Annotated in this window: 22 protein-coding genes; 6 read left to right on the top strand and 16 right to left on the bottom strand. The window is 38.2% G+C overall.

All coding sequences use genetic code 11. The annotated features are described in order from the left end of the window. Nucleotides 1-3: 3 nt before the first annotated feature. From ACW6NC_RS01630 to ACW6NC_RS01650, 5 genes are all read right to left on the bottom strand, one after another. Nucleotides 4-567, bottom strand: a complete 564-nt coding sequence (locus tag ACW6NC_RS01630) for an AAA family ATPase (protein ID WP_457863375.1) — start codon at nucleotides 565-567, stop codon at nucleotides 4-6. Further along, the gene (gene pnuC, locus ACW6NC_RS01635; protein ID WP_457863377.1) at nucleotides 528-1,160 is read right to left on the bottom strand and encodes a nicotinamide riboside transporter PnuC; all 633 of its coding nucleotides are present in this window, start codon (nucleotides 1,158-1,160) and stop codon (nucleotides 528-530) included. The genes ACW6NC_RS01630 and pnuC overlap by 40 nt, the downstream gene beginning before the upstream one ends. Continuing rightward, on the bottom strand, nucleotides 1,144-1,404 hold the full coding sequence (locus tag ACW6NC_RS01640; protein WP_457863379.1) for a thiamine-binding protein: 261 nt from the start codon (nucleotides 1,402-1,404) through the stop codon (nucleotides 1,144-1,146). Before ACW6NC_RS01640 ends, pnuC begins: the two co-directional genes overlap by 17 nt. 77 nt (nucleotides 1,405-1,481) lie before the next feature. Beyond that, nucleotides 1,482-2,174 (bottom strand): phosphoglycerol geranylgeranyltransferase, encoded by a 693-nt coding sequence (locus ACW6NC_RS01645; protein ID WP_457863381.1) that lies wholly within the window; start codon nucleotides 2,172-2,174, stop codon nucleotides 1,482-1,484. A gap of 4 nt (nucleotides 2,175-2,178) precedes the next feature. Beyond that, nucleotides 2,179-2,823 (bottom strand): 4'-phosphopantetheinyl transferase family protein, encoded by a 645-nt coding sequence (locus ACW6NC_RS01650; RefSeq protein ID WP_457863383.1) that lies wholly within the window; start codon nucleotides 2,821-2,823, stop codon nucleotides 2,179-2,181. A gap of 65 nt (nucleotides 2,824-2,888) precedes the next feature. On the opposite strand from ACW6NC_RS01650, the gene ahcY reads away from it, so the two are divergent. Further along, on the top strand, nucleotides 2,889-4,205 hold the full coding sequence (ahcY, locus tag ACW6NC_RS01655) for an adenosylhomocysteinase (protein WP_457863385.1): 1,317 nt from the start codon (nucleotides 2,889-2,891) through the stop codon (nucleotides 4,203-4,205). 66 nt (nucleotides 4,206-4,271) lie between these two features. On the opposite strand, the gene ACW6NC_RS01660 is transcribed toward ahcY, so the two are convergent. The 4 genes from ACW6NC_RS01660 to ACW6NC_RS01675 form a co-directional block, all read right to left on the bottom strand. Beyond that, nucleotides 4,272-4,640, bottom strand: a complete 369-nt coding sequence (locus tag ACW6NC_RS01660; protein WP_457863388.1) for a hypothetical protein — start codon at nucleotides 4,638-4,640, stop codon at nucleotides 4,272-4,274. Between the two features lie 87 nt (nucleotides 4,641-4,727). Further along, entirely contained in the window at nucleotides 4,728-4,988 is a 261-nt protein-coding gene (rpmA, locus tag ACW6NC_RS01665; protein ID WP_075325607.1) for a 50S ribosomal protein L27, read from the bottom strand. Nucleotides 4,989-5,018: 30 nt separating this feature from the next. Next, a complete protein-coding gene (gene rplU / locus ACW6NC_RS01670; RefSeq protein WP_457863390.1) occupies nucleotides 5,019-5,510 on the bottom strand; it encodes a 50S ribosomal protein L21 in 492 nt (163 codons plus the stop codon). A gap of 99 nt (nucleotides 5,511-5,609) precedes the next feature. After that, complete coding sequence (locus ACW6NC_RS01675) at nucleotides 5,610-6,074, bottom strand: DUF4199 domain-containing protein (RefSeq protein WP_457863392.1); 465 nt, start codon at nucleotides 6,072-6,074, stop codon at nucleotides 5,610-5,612. A 181-nt stretch (nucleotides 6,075-6,255) separates the two neighbouring features. On the opposite strand from ACW6NC_RS01675, the gene ACW6NC_RS01680 reads away from it, so the two are divergent. Both ACW6NC_RS01680 and ACW6NC_RS01685 read left to right on the top strand, forming a co-directional pair. After that, nucleotides 6,256-7,578 carry a M16 family metallopeptidase gene (locus tag ACW6NC_RS01680; protein ID WP_457863394.1) on the top strand — a complete coding sequence of 441 codons (1,323 nt, stop codon included), beginning with the start codon at nucleotides 6,256-6,258 and terminating at the stop codon, nucleotides 7,576-7,578. 19 nt (nucleotides 7,579-7,597) lie between these two features. Then, nucleotides 7,598-9,661, top strand: a complete 2,064-nt coding sequence (locus ACW6NC_RS01685) for a M16 family metallopeptidase (RefSeq protein WP_457863396.1) — start codon at nucleotides 7,598-7,600, stop codon at nucleotides 9,659-9,661. A 57-nt stretch (nucleotides 9,662-9,718) separates the two neighbouring features. Here ACW6NC_RS01685 and ACW6NC_RS01690 read toward each other — a convergent pair whose 3' ends face one another. The 5 genes from ACW6NC_RS01690 to mutY all read right to left on the bottom strand — a co-directional run bounded on the left by ACW6NC_RS01690 (nucleotide 9,719) and on the right by mutY (nucleotide 14,212). Further along, nucleotides 9,719-10,624 carry a DMT family transporter gene (locus ACW6NC_RS01690; protein WP_457863397.1) on the bottom strand — a complete coding sequence of 302 codons (906 nt, stop codon included), beginning with the start codon at nucleotides 10,622-10,624 and terminating at the stop codon, nucleotides 9,719-9,721. Between the two features lie 68 nt (nucleotides 10,625-10,692). Continuing rightward, the gene (gene gldD / locus ACW6NC_RS01695) at nucleotides 10,693-11,256 is read right to left on the bottom strand and encodes a gliding motility lipoprotein GldD (protein ID WP_457863399.1); all 564 of its coding nucleotides are present in this window, start codon (nucleotides 11,254-11,256) and stop codon (nucleotides 10,693-10,695) included. Next, the gene (locus ACW6NC_RS01700; protein WP_457863400.1) at nucleotides 11,253-12,575 is read right to left on the bottom strand and encodes a gliding motility-associated protein GldE; all 1,323 of its coding nucleotides are present in this window, start codon (nucleotides 12,573-12,575) and stop codon (nucleotides 11,253-11,255) included. Before ACW6NC_RS01700 ends, gldD begins: the two co-directional genes overlap by 4 nt. Nucleotides 12,576-12,596: 21 nt before the next feature. Next, nucleotides 12,597-13,043 (bottom strand): single-stranded DNA-binding protein, encoded by a 447-nt coding sequence (locus ACW6NC_RS01705; RefSeq protein WP_457863401.1) that lies wholly within the window; start codon nucleotides 13,041-13,043, stop codon nucleotides 12,597-12,599. A gap of 119 nt (nucleotides 13,044-13,162) precedes the next feature. Beyond that, nucleotides 13,163-14,212 carry an A/G-specific adenine glycosylase gene (gene mutY, locus ACW6NC_RS01710; protein WP_457863402.1) on the bottom strand — a complete coding sequence of 350 codons (1,050 nt, stop codon included), beginning with the start codon at nucleotides 14,210-14,212 and terminating at the stop codon, nucleotides 13,163-13,165. Between the two features lie 125 nt (nucleotides 14,213-14,337). Between mutY and ACW6NC_RS01715 the strand changes: the two genes are divergently transcribed. Both ACW6NC_RS01715 and ACW6NC_RS01720 read left to right on the top strand, forming a co-directional pair. Continuing rightward, a complete protein-coding gene (locus tag ACW6NC_RS01715; protein ID WP_262506692.1) occupies nucleotides 14,338-14,646 on the top strand; it encodes an HU family DNA-binding protein in 309 nt (102 codons plus the stop codon). 295 nt (nucleotides 14,647-14,941) lie between these two features. After that, complete coding sequence (locus tag ACW6NC_RS01720; RefSeq protein ID WP_457863403.1) at nucleotides 14,942-16,483, top strand: Rne/Rng family ribonuclease; 1,542 nt, start codon at nucleotides 14,942-14,944, stop codon at nucleotides 16,481-16,483. Between the two features lie 73 nt (nucleotides 16,484-16,556). On the opposite strand, the gene ACW6NC_RS01725 is transcribed toward ACW6NC_RS01720, so the two are convergent. Further along, a complete protein-coding gene (locus ACW6NC_RS01725; RefSeq protein ID WP_457863405.1) occupies nucleotides 16,557-18,002 on the bottom strand; it encodes a serine hydrolase in 1,446 nt (481 codons plus the stop codon). Between the two features lie 103 nt (nucleotides 18,003-18,105). Here ACW6NC_RS01725 and ACW6NC_RS01730 point away from each other — a divergent pair, with 103 nt between their 5' ends. Next, nucleotides 18,106-18,588: a regulatory protein RecX gene (locus ACW6NC_RS01730; RefSeq protein WP_457863406.1), complete on the top strand. Its 483-nt coding sequence runs from the start codon at nucleotides 18,106-18,108 to the stop codon at nucleotides 18,586-18,588. A 7-nt stretch (nucleotides 18,589-18,595) separates the two neighbouring features. Here ACW6NC_RS01730 and ACW6NC_RS01735 read toward each other — a convergent pair whose 3' ends face one another. Beyond that, the gene (locus tag ACW6NC_RS01735; protein ID WP_457863408.1) at nucleotides 18,596-19,465 is read right to left on the bottom strand and encodes a cupin-like domain-containing protein; all 870 of its coding nucleotides are present in this window, start codon (nucleotides 19,463-19,465) and stop codon (nucleotides 18,596-18,598) included. Nucleotides 19,466-19,517 lie beyond the last annotated feature (52 nt).

Below are 19,517 nucleotides of genomic sequence, written 5' to 3' on the forward strand. Positions count from 1 at the left end.
TCTTTACGTTTTTAAAAGTTTATTAATTTCCGAAACCGCAGTTTGAAAACGCTCGTTTAAATCACCTTTTAGAACCACATAGGGCTTTCCGGTGAGAATTAAAGCTTCTTCAAATCGCTTAAACATCCCAATACGGTCCAGGGGTTTATCCCGAAGATCGTCGGGAGTCCAGGGAACGTCAATATACATCAAAAAGTATATATCGTACCGGTTGTTTAACGCATGTTTAAGAAGTTGCGGATCGCAGAATCCATTGTAATACGCTTCAGAATACACTTTTAATTCTAATAGGTCCGTATCGCAAAATAAAATCTTATTCGATTTTTCGGCCAGTTCATTTTCTCGCCGTATTTGCCCGCCAGCGATTGGCAACATATCCTTTGGTTCACAAACTTTTTTTTCTAAATCCCATTTTTCTTGTAGGTACTCCCTCATATGTTCCTCTACCCATCGGGTATCGAAATGCTCCGCCAGCATTTTGGCAAGAGTAGTTTTTCCAGTGGATTCCGGCCCAAAAAAGACAGCCTTTAAGACGGACGAAGGTCGTTGCGCAAGTGTTTCTTCCATGCTTTGTAGCCGTATATAGCAATTATGGTAAATACAAAATATTGAATTGCCGTGAAAGTAAGTCCTTTATAGAAATACAAAGGAACTGAAATGACATCTCCAATAATCCAGAAAATCCAATTCTCGATCTTTTTATTGGCCATTTGCCACATTCCCACAAAGAAAATAGCAGTAGTTAGGGTGTCCACATACGCTGTCCAGTTATTCCATTTATCGAACCATCGGTAAACAATGAAAACAAACAAAAGCGTACCTACGAAGATGAATAGGCTTTGCCAGTTTTCCTTATTGGTAGTATTGGTAATCGGAGTGAAATGGGTAGCATCTATTTTTCGCGTCCAAACATACCACCCATAAATGCTCATGGAAAAATAGTAGGCGTTAATCATCATATCCCCTAATAACTGCCATTGCCAAAGCAAAAAAACGAAAATGAGGGTACTGATAATCCCCGTAGGATATACCAGGATATTATTTTGTTTTGAATACCAGACCGATAAAAATCCAAAGATCACCGCAATGAGCTCAAGAACTATATATAAAGTAGGGTACCCTGAATATTGGTCGAAGAAAAAATCAAAAATCGGCTGCATAATCGCTGCGGTCAGATTTTACAATTTTCATATACAGCAGTCCTCGATCAATGGCTTCAAAAGCAGCCTTTATTTCTGTATTAAGCAAGGCCATCACTGTGTCATAATCTCCATACACTTGGGTGCTCAAAGGGTTCTCTTTTACAGTCAACCCGGAAGTACGAATTTTCTTTATAAAATTAATGATCGCAGGTTCAAAATCATCCTGAATGGGAGTCAAAGTAAGTTCTACTGAAATTTTCATATTTGGGATTTTTAGCTCAAAGCCAAATTTAATAGTTTGAAGTTAAGAATGGGAAAGAGAAAACAATTAATCTGCTTTCATCTTTCAAAATGGGATCCCATAATTAACAAATCAACCCCTGCCTCATAGGCTTCCTTTTGTTGAATTGTGGTCCGGATACCACCACCTACTAATAAAGGAACATCTATGGCTTTCTTTACGGCTGTAATTATCTCCTGAGAAACTGGTTTCCTGGCACCACTACCGGCTTCTAGGTAGATAAGCTTCTTTCCGGAATACTGTCCTGCAAGTGCAGTATTTACTATAGTATCTACCTCTAATTGAGAAATGGGCATGGTATTACTTACTCTTTGAACCGCAGATTTACTACCACCATCAATTAAAATATAGCCCGTTGGTATAATTTCAAGGTCAGAATTTTTCAATTTTGGAACTGATTTCACTTGTTGCCCTATAAGATATTCAGGATTTCGTCCAGAAATTAAACTAAGAAATAAAATCGCATCGGCCTCTCTAGTGATTTGCGTATGATCGCCCGGGAAAAGAAAAACCGGCAACTGAGTTTTAGCCTTTATAACTTTTACGATTTCCTCTGTTTTTTTTTGTGCAACTGTGCTCCCTCCTATAAAAATATGGGAGGTGTTTCCTGGTATTCTACTAAGAAAATTCTTGGCTTGATTTTTTTCGAACTTATCTGGATCTATAAGAATAGAAAGTAACTTCCTGTTTTGTGCAGCTGCAGCTTCGATCTCCCTGTAAAAATTCAGCATCGAATCAGTTTTCTAGAGACTTCTTGACCCAACCATACACGCAGGTAAACCCTTCGAATTCCAAAAATTCCATCTCATAATAGGATTTTTTTCCTTTGAAGAACACCTTTGCTGTGGTCCTTGAATCATCAAAATCGAAATCCGTCACATTAATATGCTGCAAAAAACCTAAGCCCGGTTCTGCGAACATTTTATAGACAGACTCCTTAGCTCCCCAAACTATAGTGAGTTTTCGGATCAAGGCATCTTCGTTAGCTAAGGTATGGTATTCTTTTAGCGGTGTAAATTTATTAGCTATTTTCAGAATTTTTTCTCGCTGTTTTTCAATATCAATCCCCACCTTTGCCTCACTTACAATGATACCCGTGAAGTTAAAGGAATGTGTAATAGAGATATTCTTCCCATCCTTCAAATGGGGTTTTCCTATTTTATCATAATAAAGATCGGCATCCACATAACCAGCTTCAGCTAACAAATGACGGATACTCATAAATCCTCTGCGATGAATTTCAGATTTCATTCCATCTACCCTGCTTTGGCAATGATCGGTGAGTTGGATCCCTTCACTAAGCGCTTTAAATTCCTCTTCCACCTTCCAAATGAAGACTTTAGTATGGGCGTTTGCTGTTATTGTTTTGTAAAGTGGCATGTAGGTTTGTTATAGATTCCTTATTTTTGCGAGACAAAAAATTGCTAATATTCAAATATAATAATATGTCGACTAAAACAGTGCCTTATACCGCTTATAAAGTTAAGGATATTTCCCTTGCTGATTGGGGAAGAAAAGAAATAGCACTTGCCGAATCTGAAATGCCGGGACTAATGGCACTTCGGGAGGAATATAAAGATGAACAGCCTCTAAAAGGGGCACGTATAGCGGGCTGTTTACATATGACCATTCAAACAGCTGTGCTGATTGAAACCTTAGTGGCCCTTGGAGCTGAAGTAACCTGGAGTTCCTGTAATATTTTCTCCACTCAGGATCAAGCCGCTGCTGCCATTGCTGCTGCCGGAATTCCGGTTTATGCATGGAAAGGAATGACTGAAGAGGAATTTAACTGGTGTATTGAACAGACCCTATTTTTTGGAGAAGATCGCAAACCCTTGAATATGATTCTTGATGATGGGGGTGATCTTACCAATATGGTCTTTGATAAATATCCTGAGCTCGCCAAGGGAATCCGAGGCCTCTCTGAAGAGACCACTACTGGAGTCCATCGTCTTTATGAAAGAATGAAAAACGGTACCTTAGTAATGCCAGCCATTAATGTAAACGATTCTGTAACCAAATCGAAATTCGATAATAAATATGGGTGCCGCGAGAGTGCAGTAGATGCTATTCGCCGGGCAACCGATATTATGCTTGCAGGAAAACGTGTAGTGGTATGTGGCTATGGAGATGTTGGAAAAGGTACTGCGGCCTCATTTAAAGGTACAGGCGCAATTGTTACCGTTACAGAAATAGATCCAATTTGTGCACTGCAGGCAGCCATGGATGGTTTTGAAGTAAAAAAACTCGAAAGCGTAGTAGACAAAGCAGATATCGTAATCACCACCACTGGTAACAAAGACATAGTAAGAGGTGAGCATTTCCAAGCAATGAAAGATAAGACCATCGTTTGTAATATCGGTCACTTTGATAACGAGATTGATGTAAGCTGGTTGAATGAAAATTATGGCGAGACCAAAGACGAAATAAAACCACAGGTCGACAAGTACACCATTAACGGGAAGGATATAATTCTTTTAGCTGAAGGCCGATTAGTGAATCTTGGATGCGCTACAGGGCACCCCAGTTTTGTCATGAGCAATTCATTTACCAACCAGACTTTAGCCCAGATAGAACTTTGGAAAAATGCGGATAAATATAAAAACGAAGTGTATATGCTTCCTAAGCATTTAGATGAAAAGGTCGCAAAACTTCACCTGGAAAGAATCGGTGTGGAATTAACCGAGTTAAATCCAGACCAGGCCAAATACATAGGTGTAGAAGTAGAAGGTCCATTTAAGCCTGAATATTACAGATACTAATAGATTTCCGCAAAGGCGATAAACTTTTTAAAAATCCCTTTTGAATACTATTTCAAAAGGGATTTTTTATGGAATCATAAACCAGGTAAACAAAATGATTGCGATAAGCACAACAAGTCCTACGAGAATTAAAATCACCCATTTATTAATCATGGGTTTATCTCTGGAGTCTGGAAGGCGACTTCTATGGGTTGTTTTAAAATGCGTCTCTCCACCGGCATTGGCATAACCATGTTGGGTAAGGATCCTGTTAGCCCTTTCCTGCTGTTGCTCTTCAACCTGAATTCTGCTTTCTGAAGATTTAATGTCTCTATTTTCGTTCGCAGCGGTTTCTGTATCGAGAATTTTAAAGTTAATACTTTCTCTGACAAAAATCTCTTTAATACCCGAGACCTCAGTAATATCGGCAGTCCTATAGACAGTTATGTATTTCATTGCTTAATCGGTTGGTTTACTTAAAGATACAAAAAAAGCCTCTTCGTTTCCGAAAAGGCTTTTGATTTTAATCTAAAGCAAAGTCAATTAAGCTTCAAAGGGTTCAATTGAAACGTATGATTTATTGTTCTTTGTTTTAGAAAATTTTACAACACCGTCTACTTTGGCGTGTAAGGTATGGTCTTTTCCTGCATACACATTCTCTCCTGGATTGTGCGCAGTACCTCTTTGTCTAACGATGATGTTTCCGGCTACGGCAGCTTGTCCGCCAAAGATCTTCACGCCTAAACGCTTCGATTCTGACTCTCTTCCGTTCTTGGAACTACCAACTCCTTTTTTGTGTGCCATTTTATTTTAGGTTTTAAGTAGTTTAATTAATTAACTTAAAGCTTCTATTAATTCAGCTTTCTTCATTGAAGAATAACCTTCAAGTCCTTTTTCTTTAGCCATCTCTTTTAATTCAGCGACAGTATACTGGCTCAAATCTTCAGATTTCTTATCGGCTTTGCTTTCTTTTTTCGGCTCCTCTTTTTTTGCTGAAGAAGCTTTCTTTCCACCTTTAACATCAATGCTTTCAATTACGATTTCGGTTAAAGCCTGACGGTGTCCGTTCTTTTTCTTGTAACCTTTACGTCTTTTTTTCTTGAAAACAATTACTTTGTCCCCCTGAAGGTGACGGGAAATTTTTGCTCCTACAAGAGCGCCTTCTATAGCCGGGGCGCCTAAAGTAATGTTGTCACCATCGCCAGTAAGAAGTACCTTGTCAAAAGAAACGCTGTCTCCTTCTTCCCCTGGTAAACGATTAACAAACACTTTCTGGTCTTTTGCAACTTTAAATTGCTGCCCTGCTATCTCTACAATTGCGTACATAGTGTTTTTATTAGATTTATGCTTTACAAACGCCTGCTTTTTAGCAAGCGGGTGCAAATATACTCCTAATTAATTAATTCACAAACTCTTCTAAAGTTTTTAATATGTATGCTTTTTCCCTTCTTTGGTGTTCCAGGAATCTTTGTAAAGTTGCATAAAAGCCAAGGTAAGCACAATACTGGTAGCAAAACCCATCAAGGCAACTGTAAAGAGCAACATCCCGATATTGATAAACCAATCGTCTACCCACATGGTTACTATTTCATCCTTAAAACCAGGATCGATTTCAGTGGCATAAATCCCAAAGAAAATGGTGAAGATTATCGTTGCATTAAACCCGGTCAAAAGACCAGTCATAAAACCTTTTTGATATTTAAATTTATTCCCTGCAGAAAGCCTGTAATATTTAATCGCTTCCCACATCCCAAAAGCCATTATCACCCCGTTGAACAAACTGAAAACAGGGTATTTATGAGCTCCGAATAAGGAGAGTATTAAAAAATAAGCAATCAGACCTGCAGCAATAGCTACTCCATGTTTTATTGGAATACTGAATTTTTTCATAGTTCACATTTGGTTTTACACTAGTAAATTTCTTAAAAAACTACCGGTTTCACCCTTAACACCTTGTTAATTTTGGATCTAGCGTATTTCTAAGTATTATCTTTTGAATTTAATTCAAATTTTGTAACAATTCTGTATTTCCAGGGACTAATTACTGTATTATTAATAAAACCAACTAAACATGTTTAAACAACTTAAGCTTACTGCCTGCGCCTTATTGGTTAGTGCAGCAGGAGTTGCCCAGGAGGTAGAATTCATAGAGTACAACCTGGATAATGGATTACACGTCATACTTCATCAGGATAAAACAGCTCCTGTAGTTTCGACTTCCGTGATGTATCATGTGGGCGGGAAAGACCTGAAAAATGATAAAACAGGATTTGCTCACTTTTTCGAACACCTTTTGTTCGAAGGCACCAAGAATATTAAAAAAGGGGAGTTTATGTCAATTATAAACTCAAACGGAGGTTCTTTTAATGCCACCACCTCATTAGACAGAACATATTATTATGAGACTTTCCCTTCCAATAAATTGGAACTTGGCCTATGGCTTGAATCTGAAAGGATGCTTCATCCCGTTATAGGTCAGGAGGGTGTAGATACTCAAAATGAGGTTGTAAAAGAAGAAAGAAGAAGAAGTTATGATAACCGTCCTTACGGGAACCTACTTCAGGTTGTACAACGCAATCTTTTTACAGAGCATCCCTACAAAGATCCGAATATCGGCAACATGGAAGACCTTGATGCCGCAACCCTGGAGGAGTTCAATGAATATTTCGATGAATACTACGCTCCAAACAATGCCACCCTGGTGGTTGCCGGGGATTTTGAAATAGAAGAAACTAAAAAACTTATTGAGGATTATTTTGGGGCAGTACCTTCGGGAAATGAGGTTTCCAGAAAACGTATTGAAGAAGAACCGATAAATACTACAGTGACCGATACTTTTTACGACCCAAACATACAACTACCTATGTTCCTCCTGGCATATAGAACCCCGGGAATGGCAACTAAAGATGCTCAAATACTCGATATGGTTTCTTCCTTACTTTCAGGAGGAAAATCTTCCAGGCTTTACAAGAAACTTGTAGATGATCAAAAGCAGGCGCTTCAGGTTTCTGCTATAAACCTGGCTTTTGAAGATTACAGTGCTTATGCAATCTTAAGCTTGCCTCTTGGAGATACCGAATTAGAAACCTTAAAACAGGAAATCGACGAGGAAATAGTTAAACTTCAAAACGAAACAATTTCTGAAAGAGAATTTCAGAAACTTCAAAATACTTTTGAGAACAGGTTCGTAAACGCCAACAGCAGCGTTTCGGGAATTGCAGAATCTCTTGCAACTTACCATGTACTTCATGGAGACACCGATTTAATTAATGAACAAATAGATATTCTACGCTCTATTACTCCTGAAGACATTAAAAGAGTAGCCAATGAGTATCTAAACAAAAACCAAAGAGCAGAGATATACTACCTCCCAAAATCGGATGATGTTCAATAAAAATTATAAAGAAAATAAAATGAAAAAATATATTCTTACTATAAATGCCCTATTGTTTCTGTCATTTTCAAGCATTGCACAAATAGATCGAAGCACTCCCCCGGAAGCGGGCCCTGCGCCAAAGATCAATCTAGAGAAGCCTCAAAGCTTTACTTTAGATAATGGTCTTAAGGTAATGATTGTGGAAAACCATAAGTTACCAAGGGTTAATATGACTCTCATACTGGACAACCCCCCTCATTCAGAAGGAGAGAAAGTAGGTGTATCCTCTTTAACCGGTGGTTTGCTAGGCACCGGTACTAAGGAAACTTCAAAAGACGAATTTAATGAAGAAGTAGATTATCTTGGCGCAAGACTTAATTATAGTGCTGGAAGCGCTAATGCCAACACTTTATCGAAATTTTTTCCAAGAGTTTTGGAGTTAATGGCTGAAGGTGCCCTGCAACCCAAGTTCACCAAGGAAGAGTTTGAGAAACTTCAACAACGCCAAATTGAGAATCTTAAAAGCAATGAAAAGGATGTGGCTTTTAATGAAAGACGTTTAAGAAATGTTCTGACCTATGGAAAGGAGCATCCTTATGGCGAGTTCAGTACTCCGGAAAGCCTGGAAGAAGTGAGCCTGGAAGAAGTTAAATCATATTATAATACTTACTTCGTTCCCAACAATGCCTACCTGGCCATTATTGGAGATGTAGACTTCGACGATGCCAGGGAACTGGTTGAAGAAAATTACAGTGACTGGAAGTCAAAGGAACTTCCAAAAAAAGAACTACCCGAGGTACAAAATGTTGAATCTACCCAGATTAACATTCTTGATATGCCAAACGCAGTTCAAAGTCAGATCGCGGTAGTGAACAGTGTAGATTTCAAAAAGAAAAACGCTGATTATTTCCCTGCTATCATTGCCAACCAGATCCTTGGTGGAGGTGGTGATGCCCGTCTTTTTATGAATTTAAGGGAAGATAAAGGTTATACTTATGGCGCTTATTCTTCATTGGGAAACGATAGATATGCCTCTGCCTTTACAGCAACTGCACAGGTCCGTAATGAAGTAACAGACAGTTCGGTTGTTGCTTTCCTTGAGGAGATCCATAGAATTCGCACTGAGAAAGTTTCCGAAGAGGAATTAAGTAATGCCAAGAATAAATATGTAGGAAACTTCGTGCTATCTCTTGAGCAGCCGTCTACAATTGCAAGATATGCTCTTGATATTGAAACTGAAGACCTACCTGAAGACTTCTACGAAACCTATCTGCAAAAGATCAATGAGGTGACTGTAGAAGATGTTCAACGTGTAGCACAGAAATATTTTAAGCTGGATCAGGCAAGAATAGTTGTTGCCGGAAAAGCTTCAGAAATTGCAGGAAATCTTGAAAAGATTGAATTCAACGGAAAAACATTGCCCGTGAAATATTACAACAAACTCGGCCAGGAAGTTGAAAAACCAAAGGCAAAAGAAATTGATGCATCAGTAACAGTAGATAAAATTTACGCAGATTATATAAAAGCTATTGGTGGCCGGGAAGCCGTAGAAAATGTTGAAACAGTAGTAATGCTAGCTGAAGCCACCGTTCAGGGAATGGCTTTAAACCTGAGCATGAAAAGGACCACAGACGGCAAGTTAAAACAGGAGGTTTCTGTTGGCGGAAATGTAATGAGCAAACAAGTTTTTGATGGCGAAACAGGCTTTGTAGTAGTCCAGGGACAAAAAACACCTTATAACGAGGACCAGATCAAAGCCGCTAAATTGGACGCCAATCCATTCCCAGAGCTTGAAGTCGGAAATGCAAGTCTAGAAGGAATGGAAAATGTTGAAGGAAGAGATGCTTATGTTGTAGCTCTAGGAGAAAGTAACAAAGCTTACTATGACGCCGAAACCGGTTTAAAGATAAAAACGGTACAAACCGTTTCTCAAGCGGGACAAACTATGAGTATTCCTACAGGGTATAGCGACTATCAGGAAGTAGAAGGAGTGAAATTCCCTTTTTCTATCCTCCAGGCCGCAGGTCCACAAACCTTTGAGTTTAATGTAACTGAGATCCTTGTGAACGAAGGTGTTACACCAGAAGATTTTAAAGAATAGTCTTTTTTATTAATGTTAGAGGGCGAGAAAACCGGCTATATAGCTGGTTTTCTCTTTTCATACCGCTTGCTTTCTGAATTTACTAAACAATTTTTTCGACCGGTTTACTATGAAAACTCCTGCCAGGATAACCATAGCAGATATCAATTGCCAGAGACTAAAAACTTCTCCATCCAAAATTCCCCAGCCAAGTGCTACCACAGGAATAGTATAAGTCACCGAGGTGGTAAATACCGGGTCTGATATCTGCACTAGCTTATTAAAAATTATCATGGCTATTCCCGTCCCGATTATCCCTAAAACAGCTACATAAGCGATCGAAAGTTGAATCCCGGGATTAGTTATTTCTTTCTGAAGAAAACCTGAAAAAAACAAGATAGCAGATGCAGGAATAAGCAGCACTGCAAAGTTACCGGCAGCTATTGCCAAAGGGGAAATATCTTCCATTTTTGTTTTAAGAATATTTACATTTACTGCATAACAGGCGGCAGCCGTAATCACCAATAGAGAATACATATAATTTTGATCAGGGTTTATTTTGGCGCCACTAAGTACCAAGCTAATTGCTCCTAATAAGCCAATTCCCACTCCAATAAGCTTATTTTGGGTAAATACGGCTCTGAAAAAGAAAGCGCCAAAAATAAGCGTTAGGATAGGAGTGGTAGCATTTAAGATGGAAGCAATGGCACTATCGATTTCGGTTTCAGCGAAGGCAAATAAATAAACCGGAAAAAAAGATCCCAAAAATCCAGAAATTACAATCCATTTCCACTGGCTCTTAGAAAGCCTTTGCAGGCTTTTAAAACCCACCAGAATAAGAAAAAGCGCTGCAAAAATAATTCTGAAAGAACCAACTTCGGTGGCGGAAAGCCCAACAAGACCTTTTTTAATAAGAATAAAAGAACTACCCCAAACCAGCGATAATAATATAAGATAGATCCATTTAAGTTTTTGTAATGGCATATAATTTTTGCTTTTAAAGCGCAAAAATCGATATTAATTCATGCAAAACCATTACTTCTTCACTTTTTCTACTGCCATTGTAGACTTTCCATCAAATGCCTCATATCCTTTTTAAGATAATCGGCCGCTGGTATTATGGAATCGAAATTCGGTTTACGATTAAAATAAATTGATCCAGTCAAAAAATGCTCAAGACTATCTGTAAGATAAAACTGCGCCTGGGAGGCTGCATCTCCTTCAACCTCATAAAACATTCCGTAAGTATCGTGAAGTTGGTTTGTATACATATCTCCTTCAATAATATCAGCCTTTATGGTATGTTGGAGAGGTAGGTTTTGCGCATCCTTCAGTAAGGAATCGAGATTATTCCTAACCGGTTGATAAGTAATAAATATCACCCCGTCCATATCTTTATATTCCAGGTTTATCCAACAGGGGATATTATTTCTTGAGGGCTTAATGACAGCTTGTTGATTTTTTTCAAAGTTGTAGGGGCAATTCAGGTTAGTTGGCGTATACACAGGTTCCTTGTAATCCAGGGCCAAAAAAGCTTTAGGTTTTGGCCGGATATCTTCATCCCCACAAGCTGAAAGCATGAATACGAAAACTATTATGGCAAAGGCTGACCTCATATAGGCGTAATACTAAACTTTATTTGTTTGATCCGTTTATTGTCCACCGCTTCTATGGTAAAGGCATAGTTCAGGAAAAAAATCTGATCATTTTTCTTGGGAAGACCTCCCGATATCTCCAAAAGAAAGCCAGCTAGGGTCTCGGCTTCACCTTTTTGCTCTTCGAAAACTTCCGGGTTCTCCATCTTTATAATCTTGTAGAAATCCTTCAACGGTGTTTTTCCCTCAAAAATAAAATTATGCTCATCTAATTTTGAGAAAATCAAATCTTCATCATCAAATTCATCACTTATGTCTCCAACGATCTCTTCAATAATATCTTCCAGAGAAATCAAACCGCTGGTTCCGCCGTACTCATCGACTACTATGGCCAGATGATTTTTTTTATCCTTAAAGTCATTAAGCAAATCATCAAGTTTTTTATTCTCAGGGACAAAGTATGGCTCCCTTAACAAAGTATTCCATTCAAATTTATTTTTTTCAATATAAGGAAGAAGGTCTTTCACATAAAGGATCCCGATAATGCTATCAATATTTTCCCTGTAAACTGGAATACGGGAATAACCATTTTCGATTATTTCAGGGATGATTTCCTTATAAGTCTGATTCTCGTTGAGTGCAAAAATATCTAACCTGGGACGCATCACTTGTTTAGTGTCAGTATTTCCGAAGGAAACAATCCCCTTCAGGATCTTTTGTTCCTCCTTGGTGGTATCCTCATCACTTGTAAGATCAAGGGCCTGTGATAGATGATCCACATTCAAAAATGAACGTTGCTTCCCAAGTTTTTCGTGAATAAAAATAGTAACCGAACGCATAGGCAGACTAAGTGGAGAAAAAAAGCTATCTAAGAAATTAAGAGGTTGCGCCATAAAGTTTGAAAACTGCACCTTATTTCGGCTTGCATAAACTTTAGGTAAAATCTCACCAAAAAGCAGAATTAGAAAAGTTACAACTCCTACCTCTACGATAAGTTTAAAATCCACACCCCAGTAAACAGTTCTAATCTTACCGAAGAATTCATCGGTTAGCGTATCAAAAAGTAGTACGATGGCAATGTTTATAAAATTATTAGCCACCAGTATAGTAGCCAATAGTTTTTTAGGCTTATCCAAAAGATTGACCACAATTTGTTGTGCCTTACTTCTCTTCCCATCATCGGTTATCACATCGGCAGGGGTAAGAGAAAAAAACGCCACCTCTGCACCTGAGATAAGTGCAGAACAAACCAGCAAAAGCAATAAGATAATTAAACTAATTATCTGGGTGAAGTCAATAGTGGCCCAAAACAGAATCAAACTGGGAGGTTCTGAGTCCAAATGCTATGGTTTTAGTTAAACTTAAAAGGGAAGATCATCTTCATCTTCTTCCTGTGCAAATCTATCATTTTTTGGCTGGCTTTGAGGATTTTGTGCCCTATTTTCCTGCGGCGCATTTCCACCAGTCTGATCTTTGGGGGTTAAAAAAGTAAATTCGGAACAGTGGATTTCAGTAGAATATTTATCATTCCCCTGGTCATCCTGCCACTTACGGGTCTTAAGTCTGCCTTCTATGTAAACCTTATCTCCTTTTTTAAGGTATTTTTCGCAGATTTCTGCTGCTTTATTGCGTACCACAATATTATGCCATTCGGTATTAGTAACCTTTTCTCCAGTGGTTTTGTTGGTGTAGGTCTCATTTGTGGCAAGGGGAAATCTTCCCAGAGAATTTCCACCTTCAAAATAATGCATTTTCACATCATCTCCTGTATGCCCTATCAGCATTACTTTGTTTAGCGTACCTGTCATCTTTTTAAGTTTAATTTTCACCTCAATCAGAGGTTCTTACAGTTTTAAATTTATTCTAAAATACTCAAAAATTTTGAGCAGCCTAAAATTGAAGGGAATAAAGTTTCAACTCTTTTTATTTAATAATCCTCAAATCCCGACTCTTCGAGGAAATTCTGGATCAAAACCGGAACTGGATAATTTTTAAGCTTTTCAATAGGAACCCCATTCTTTTGCAAAGATCCAGATTTAACCATCCAAAAATGGGTGTAGATATGCTGGTGAGAAAGTTTATGAACTACTGGTTTATCGTTATATAAAATAACTTCAGCCCCAGCAACACCCGTTTTTTCCAGAATCCTATCTTCTGAAATAAATGTTTCGTCAATTGCGGATTCGCCTGTTTCGATCAGAGGAAATTCATAAAGTCCTCTCCAGATTCCTTTCCCTGTTCGTTGTTTAAGAAGAGTTTCATTCTCCTTAGAAGCAAAAACCAAATAGTGGAAATAACGCTTCTTTACCTTTGTCTTTCTAAGCTTTACAGGTAATTCCTGAATTTTTTTGTTTTTTAATGCCAGGCAGCGACCATTAAAAGGACAACTCTCACATTTCGGGTTACGGGGTTTACATTGTATGGCTCCAAACTCCATAAGACCCTGATTAAACAAAGAGGGATTTTTCTTATCTAATAATTCATTGGCTAGCAACTTAAATTGTTTGATTCCAGATGAAGAATTTATTGGAGTTGCCACACCAAAGCATCTGGAAAGAACCCGGTAAACATTTCCATCAACTACAGGCACGGCTTCATTATAACAAATAGAGGCAATCGCACTAGCGGTATACTCCCCCACGCCTTTGAGTTTCTTAAGGTCTTCATAGTTATCTGGAAAAACACCTTTTCGCTCGAAAGCAATGTATTTAGCTGTTTGATGAAGATTTCGGGCACGTGAATAATAACCTAAACCTTGCCATAGTTTAAGTACTTTTTCCTGGGATGCTTCAGCCAGGTCAAACACGGAAGGGAAAGCCTGCTTAAATCGGTTATAAAAAGGCAAACCTTGTTCTACCCTGGTTTGTTGCAGCATAATTTCACTAAGCCAAATAAGATAAGGATCTGCGGTTTGGCGCCAAGGTAAATCACGCTTATTATTTAAATACCAATTAATCAGTATTTTAGAAAATTCCATAGTAATAATAGTTGCGTTGCAATATTAAAAGTTTATTCCGTTATTATTTAATGTATTAGGCTTGAAATATTGGAGATTTAATTCTTATATTTGCGCCCTTGAAAAATTAGAAACCCCAATTTATAATATTAAATAGCACGAAAATGACGAAAGCAGATATCGTAGCAAACATTTCAGAAAAATTAGGAATGGAAAAAGGTGATGTTCAGGCTACTATTGAGACCTTCATGGATGAGGTTAAAACTTCATTAGAGAGTGGAGACAACGTATACTTGAGAGGATTTGGAAGCTTTGTAGTTAAGACTAGAGCCGAAAAAACCGGAAGAAATATTTCAAAGAATACAACCATTAAGATTCCAGCTCACAACATTCCGGCATTTAAACCGGCTAAAATATTCGTGGAAGGCGTTAAGTCTAATGTTGAAGTAAAGTAAAGATCTGCAACAGCAGACAAAAGAAAATAAGTTATTAATTAAAAACGCACACTATGCCAAGTGGAAAAAAAAGAAAAAGACATAAGGTAGCTACGCACAAGCGTAAAAAAAGAAGAAGAGCTAACCGCCATAAGAAAAAGTAGTTTTCACACTACTTTTTTTGTTTAAAAAGTTCATTGAAATCGAAATCCTAAAATCCACCTGTGGTGGAAGTTAAGATTTCTTCAGGAATAAAAACCTGTGAGAAAATAATGTTTAATCCATCCCGATATTATCGGGACAAAAATCTAAAAGAGTGGACAAAGAATTAATTATTAGGTCCGAATCCTCTGCTGTAGATTTTGCCTTACTAAAAGATGGAAAACTTATTGAACTCAACAAGGAAGAAGATAGCAATAAATTCAATGTTGGCGATATATTTCTTGCCAAAATTAGAAAAGCTGTACCCGGATTAAATGCCGCATTTGTAAATGTAGGTTATGAAAAAGATGGTTTTTTACACTATCACGATCTCGGGCCTCAAATCTCTTCCCAGCTTAAGTTCATCAAACGTGTAAGCACAGGTAAATTAAAAGATTATTCACTTAAGAATTTTACTTTTGAAAAAGATATTGACAAGAACGGACAAATCACCGATGTTCTTAAGTCAAATCAATCGGTACTGGTTCAGGTTGTAAAAGAGCCTATTTCTACCAAAGGCCCAAGGATAAGCTCAGAGCTTTCCATTCCGGGTCGTTATATAGTCTTGGTTCCTTTTTCTAATCGGGTTTCGGTTTCACAAAAAATCGAGAGCAAGGAGGAAAAAGATCGACTAAAAAGACTGGTAAAAAGCATTAAACCCAAAGGATTCGGGGTTATTGTAAGAACCGTAGCCGAAGGCAAAAAAGTAGCAGAGCTGGACAAAGACCTTCAAAATTTAGTTGGTCGATGGACAGCCATGAGTAAAAAACTGTATAAGGCACCTCACCCTTCAAAAGTATTGGGAGAACTCAACAGAGCCTCCTCCCTGCTTCGGGATATCTTCAACGACACCTTTACTTCTATTATCGTTGACGATGAAACGCTTTATACTCAAATTAAAGATTATGTAGGGGAGATTGCCCCGAGTAAAGAATCAATTGTAAAATTATATCAGTCGAATGTTCCAATCTTTGAAAAATACGGTATCGAAAGACAAATAAAAACTACGTTCGGGCGAACGGTCTCTATGAGCAAAGGCGCCTACCTGGTGATAGAACACACCGAAGCGATGCACGTTATAGACGTGAATAGTGGTAACCGTTCTAACAAATCAAAAAACCAGGAAGATACTGCATTGGAGGTGAACATGATAAGCGCCACCGAAATAGCCCGCCAGTTGCGACTCCGCGATATGGGAGGAATAATTGTGGTAGACTTTATCGATATGGGGCGAGCCGAGAATCGGAAAGCCCTTTACGAACACCTTAAAAAAGAGATGAGCGACGACCGTGCAAAACATAAAATTTTGCCGCCAAGTAAATTCGGATTGATCCAAATTACAAGACAACGCGTACGGCCGGAAATGAATATTAAAACCCGGGAAACTAACCCCAATGGAAGTGGTGAAATTGAGGCACCAATACTTCTGATAAATAAAATAAAAACCGACCTGGAAAAACTCATCAAGAAAGATCACAAAAAGATCACTTTGAGTGCGCATCCATTTATTGCAGCCTTCTTAACCAAAGGCTTTCCATCACCCCGTTCGCAATGGTTTTTAGACCATAAGCGATGGGTTAAAATTTTACCAAGAGACGCTTACACGTACATGGAGTATCACTTTCACGATAAAGAAGGGAAAGAGATCAAACTTTAAATTAAAACGCCTTTCGTTAATTCGGAAGGCGTTTTTTTTTGAAGTCTTTTGAGATTGATCCTATTTAAGGGTTCTAGCGCTTTGTTTTCTTAGAATAATTTCCATGAGATTTATACCTGGTTATTTCACCGGTACTCCCTCTTTCAAACTCCAGGGTTTCCCCTAATTCCTTATCATCTCTTATTCTTTTGAAGGTATCCCCTTCAATGTGTTTATAAAATCTCATTGCTTCGGCAGGGGAATCGGTAGGCAGGCCAATCATAACCAGTTTATTCCCCCAGGTACCAATATAAACCTCACTGGTCCAGGGACGGCTATCATAATAACCCACATAATCCTGAAGTTTATAAATTCCTCTGGATTCTTTTCTATACTCGATATCCTCCTTCTTGTTTTCAGTTTTAATTTTATTTAAAATCGCGTGGATCCCTTGTACATACTTTCCTGGATTTGTTCCATTAGCATTAATTAAAACCGCATAGGTTCGTTTGGATGCAGGATTAATCATAATAATGGAGCGGTAACCTGGGCAGCTACCACCATGACTAATCCAGGTAGAACCATCGGAGCCTTTTTGCACAGCGAATCCTAACCCCCAAGTGGTCTCCCAATCCGAATCAGTCCAGTGGACTCTTTGCATTAATTTCAATGTGGAAGGTTTTAAAATTTCAATAGCTGATGTATCTCTTAACCTTAATTGCCAGGCTCCAAATTTCCCGAGATCTTCTACCGTGGAGGAAAATCCAGCTGCTGGCTGAACACCTCCGGCGTCAAACAGCTTCAATTTCTCCCTTGTACCATCTCTTTTTAATGGCCCAAACCCCACAGCAAGCTGGTTCCCGTATTTCTCCTCAGGCAGGAAAGAATAAGTATTATCCAGGCCCAAGGGATCAAGAATGTTTTGCTGAACATATTCTTGATAAGGAATTCCTGAAATCTCTTCGACTACTTCCCCCAAAAGGGTAAGGCCCAAATTACTATATTGAAAATATTTGGAAGCGGGATATAAGGTTTTTTGTTCCGAAAGCTCTTCTCTTATTTCTTCCTTATCCGGAAAAGCAAACTCGGGACCTGTCCAGTAAGGAAAGTTAGATTCTCTGGGCAGGCCGGAAGAATGAGTCAGTAAACTCCGGATAGTGATAGGAGCTGTATCCTCATACTGCTGCTCTAAATCATACCAGGGTAATAAATCCTCAATTTTATCATCCAATCTAAGTTTACCTTCATCGTATAATTTCATTACGGCAACCGCCGTAAATAGTTTGGAAATTGAGCAAATACTGCATAGGGTCGACACATCAGCTGGCGTATTATTCTCAGGGTTTGCAACTCCAAAAGCCCCTGACCAGATTTTATTCTGATCTTCAGTCACACTTGCTATTACTGCCGGAAGCTTTTCGTAATCTTTTTGAGCATCTAACCAAATTTCTATGAGTTGTATTGCGTCACCATAATCCTTCTGCGCATTTACAGATACAGTTATCACATAGAAAACTGAGAATAAAAATATTTTCTTCATACCTCCAGTATTAAATTAATTATATTAAAAAAAGTCATTGAAGCCATTGATAAAAGTAAGGCTAAAAAATAATTTTGTTTTGATTTGACTAATTTTGTTCAATATGGATACAGGTCAACCTCATAAATCATATACCGTCAAAGAAGCAACGATTAAAATGATGCAATTTTGTGCCTACCGTGACCGTTCCCACAAAGAAGTGGAGAAAAAATTAACAGAGATGAGAATGATCCCAGCAGCACAAGAACATATTATCATTCAATTAATTGAAGAAGATTTTTTAAATGAAGAACGCTTTGCACGCAATTTTGTCCGAGGCAAATTCAGAATAAAGAAATGGGGAAGGATTAAGATCAAGCAAGCGCTAAAATTTCAGGAGATTTCTTCTCCAATATTAAAATTGGCCTTAACGGAAATTGAGGAAGAATCCTACCTACAGACCTTAGAAGAACTTGCCATTCAGAAGCAACTTACCATAAGGGAGAAAGACCCATATGTAAAAAAGAGAAAATTAGCCGATTTCTTACTTAGAAAAGGGTATGAAGCTGGTTTGGTATACGAAAAGGTAAATTCATTAATTAAATAGGCTTATTTTATCTCTCAGTACGTTTTATGGCTTGCTCGTTTTTGTAATCTATCCATTTTTGCCCTTTCCATTTTCTCATCAAATTATCAAAATGTCGCATAAAGAGTAGATTATACACCGCTTTGGAAAAATTTTTTACATTTCGAGGAAATGCTCTCAAACTCATTGAGAATCCGGGAGTGAGGTATGTCATTTGATGCCAGTACCCTTCAGGCATATAAAGACACTCTCCGTGATGGAGTTCAGTAACATAGCCTTTTGCTTTGGCCAGCATAGGAAAAGCTTTAAGATCAGGATTGTTAAAATCAATATCTTCTCTCGAAATCAAGGCATGAGGCACTTTATAAAGAAATTTTGTTTCGGAGGGTGGAAATAGAATACACCGTTTGGTTCCATGGAAATGAAAATGAAGAATATTAGCAAAATCGATGTCATAATGCATAAACACCTTAGAATTTTCTCCACCAAAAAACAATGTCGGTAGTTTTTTAATGAATTGAAGACCTAAGTCTGGGAATTTGAAATCCTGTTGAAGTATTGGCACCTCCTTGAGGAGATGATACAAAAAAATACGGTAGTTGGTAGGTCCGGATTGCAGCAAATCTAAATAATCCCCCATTTTCATCATGGCGTGGGGCTCGTTGAATTTATATTCTGAAGATATTGGCCGATCATCATAGAGAGGTACGGTTTTATCTCCAGCCACTTTCTCTATATATTGAAAATTCCATTTCCGGTAAGCTGGCCAGTCTTCTATTAGTCGCTCAATAACTACGGGCTTTTGAGCCTTCACATACTTTTCAATAAAATCCTCCTTAGAGATTCTTGCTACCCTAGGGATTTCAGCTAACTCCAGTTGGTTATGTTTCTTCATCATTCCTCTCCATTGTATCTCAACATGCCCATGCTAATTTCCTTTTATCTGCAAT

It is taken from the genome of Salegentibacter profundi, from assembly GCF_054121475.1.

Coding starts and splice junctions, on each gene's coding strand:
- ACW6NC_RS01685 (WP_457863396.1), top strand. CDS start 7,598: ATGAAAAAATATATTCTTACTATAAATGCCCTATTGTTTCTGTCATTT.
- gldD (WP_457863399.1), bottom strand. CDS start 11,256: ATGAGGTCAGCCTTTGCCATAATAGTTTTCGTATTCATGCTTTCAGCT.
- ACW6NC_RS01630 (WP_457863375.1), bottom strand. CDS start 567: ATGGAAGAAACACTTGCGCAACGACCTTCGTCCGTCTTAAAGGCTGTC.
- ACW6NC_RS01690 (WP_457863397.1), bottom strand. CDS start 10,624: ATGCCATTACAAAAACTTAAATGGATCTATCTTATATTATTATCGCTG.
- ACW6NC_RS01675 (WP_457863392.1), bottom strand. CDS start 6,074: ATGAAAAAATTCAGTATTCCAATAAAACATGGAGTAGCTATTGCTGCA.
- ACW6NC_RS01645 (WP_457863381.1), bottom strand. CDS start 2,174: ATGCTGAATTTTTACAGGGAGATCGAAGCTGCAGCTGCACAAAACAGG.
- ACW6NC_RS01640 (WP_457863379.1), bottom strand. CDS start 1,404: ATGAAAATTTCAGTAGAACTTACTTTGACTCCCATTCAGGATGATTTT.
- ACW6NC_RS01725 (WP_457863405.1), bottom strand. CDS start 18,002: ATGAAGAAAATATTTTTATTCTCAGTTTTCTATGTGATAACTGTATCT.
- ACW6NC_RS01660 (WP_457863388.1), bottom strand. CDS start 4,640: ATGAAATACATAACTGTCTATAGGACTGCCGATATTACTGAGGTCTCG.
- ACW6NC_RS01730 (WP_457863406.1), top strand. CDS start 18,106: ATGGATACAGGTCAACCTCATAAATCATATACCGTCAAAGAAGCAACG.
- ACW6NC_RS01650 (WP_457863383.1), bottom strand. CDS start 2,823: ATGCCACTTTACAAAACAATAACAGCAAACGCCCATACTAAAGTCTTC.
- mutY (WP_457863402.1), bottom strand. CDS start 14,212: ATGGAATTTTCTAAAATACTGATTAATTGGTATTTAAATAATAAGCGT.
- pnuC (WP_457863377.1), bottom strand. CDS start 1,160: ATGCAGCCGATTTTTGATTTTTTCTTCGACCAATATTCAGGGTACCCT.
- ACW6NC_RS01680 (WP_457863394.1), top strand. CDS start 6,256: ATGTTTAAACAACTTAAGCTTACTGCCTGCGCCTTATTGGTTAGTGCA.
- ACW6NC_RS01735 (WP_457863408.1), bottom strand. CDS start 19,465: ATGATGAAGAAACATAACCAACTGGAGTTAGCTGAAATCCCTAGGGTA.
- ACW6NC_RS01705 (WP_457863401.1), bottom strand. CDS start 13,043: ATGACAGGTACGCTAAACAAAGTAATGCTGATAGGGCATACAGGAGAT.
- ahcY (WP_457863385.1), top strand. CDS start 2,889: ATGTCGACTAAAACAGTGCCTTATACCGCTTATAAAGTTAAGGATATT.
- rplU (WP_457863390.1), bottom strand. CDS start 5,510: ATGTACGCAATTGTAGAGATAGCAGGGCAGCAATTTAAAGTTGCAAAA.
- rpmA (WP_075325607.1), bottom strand. CDS start 4,988: ATGGCACACAAAAAAGGAGTTGGTAGTTCCAAGAACGGAAGAGAGTCA.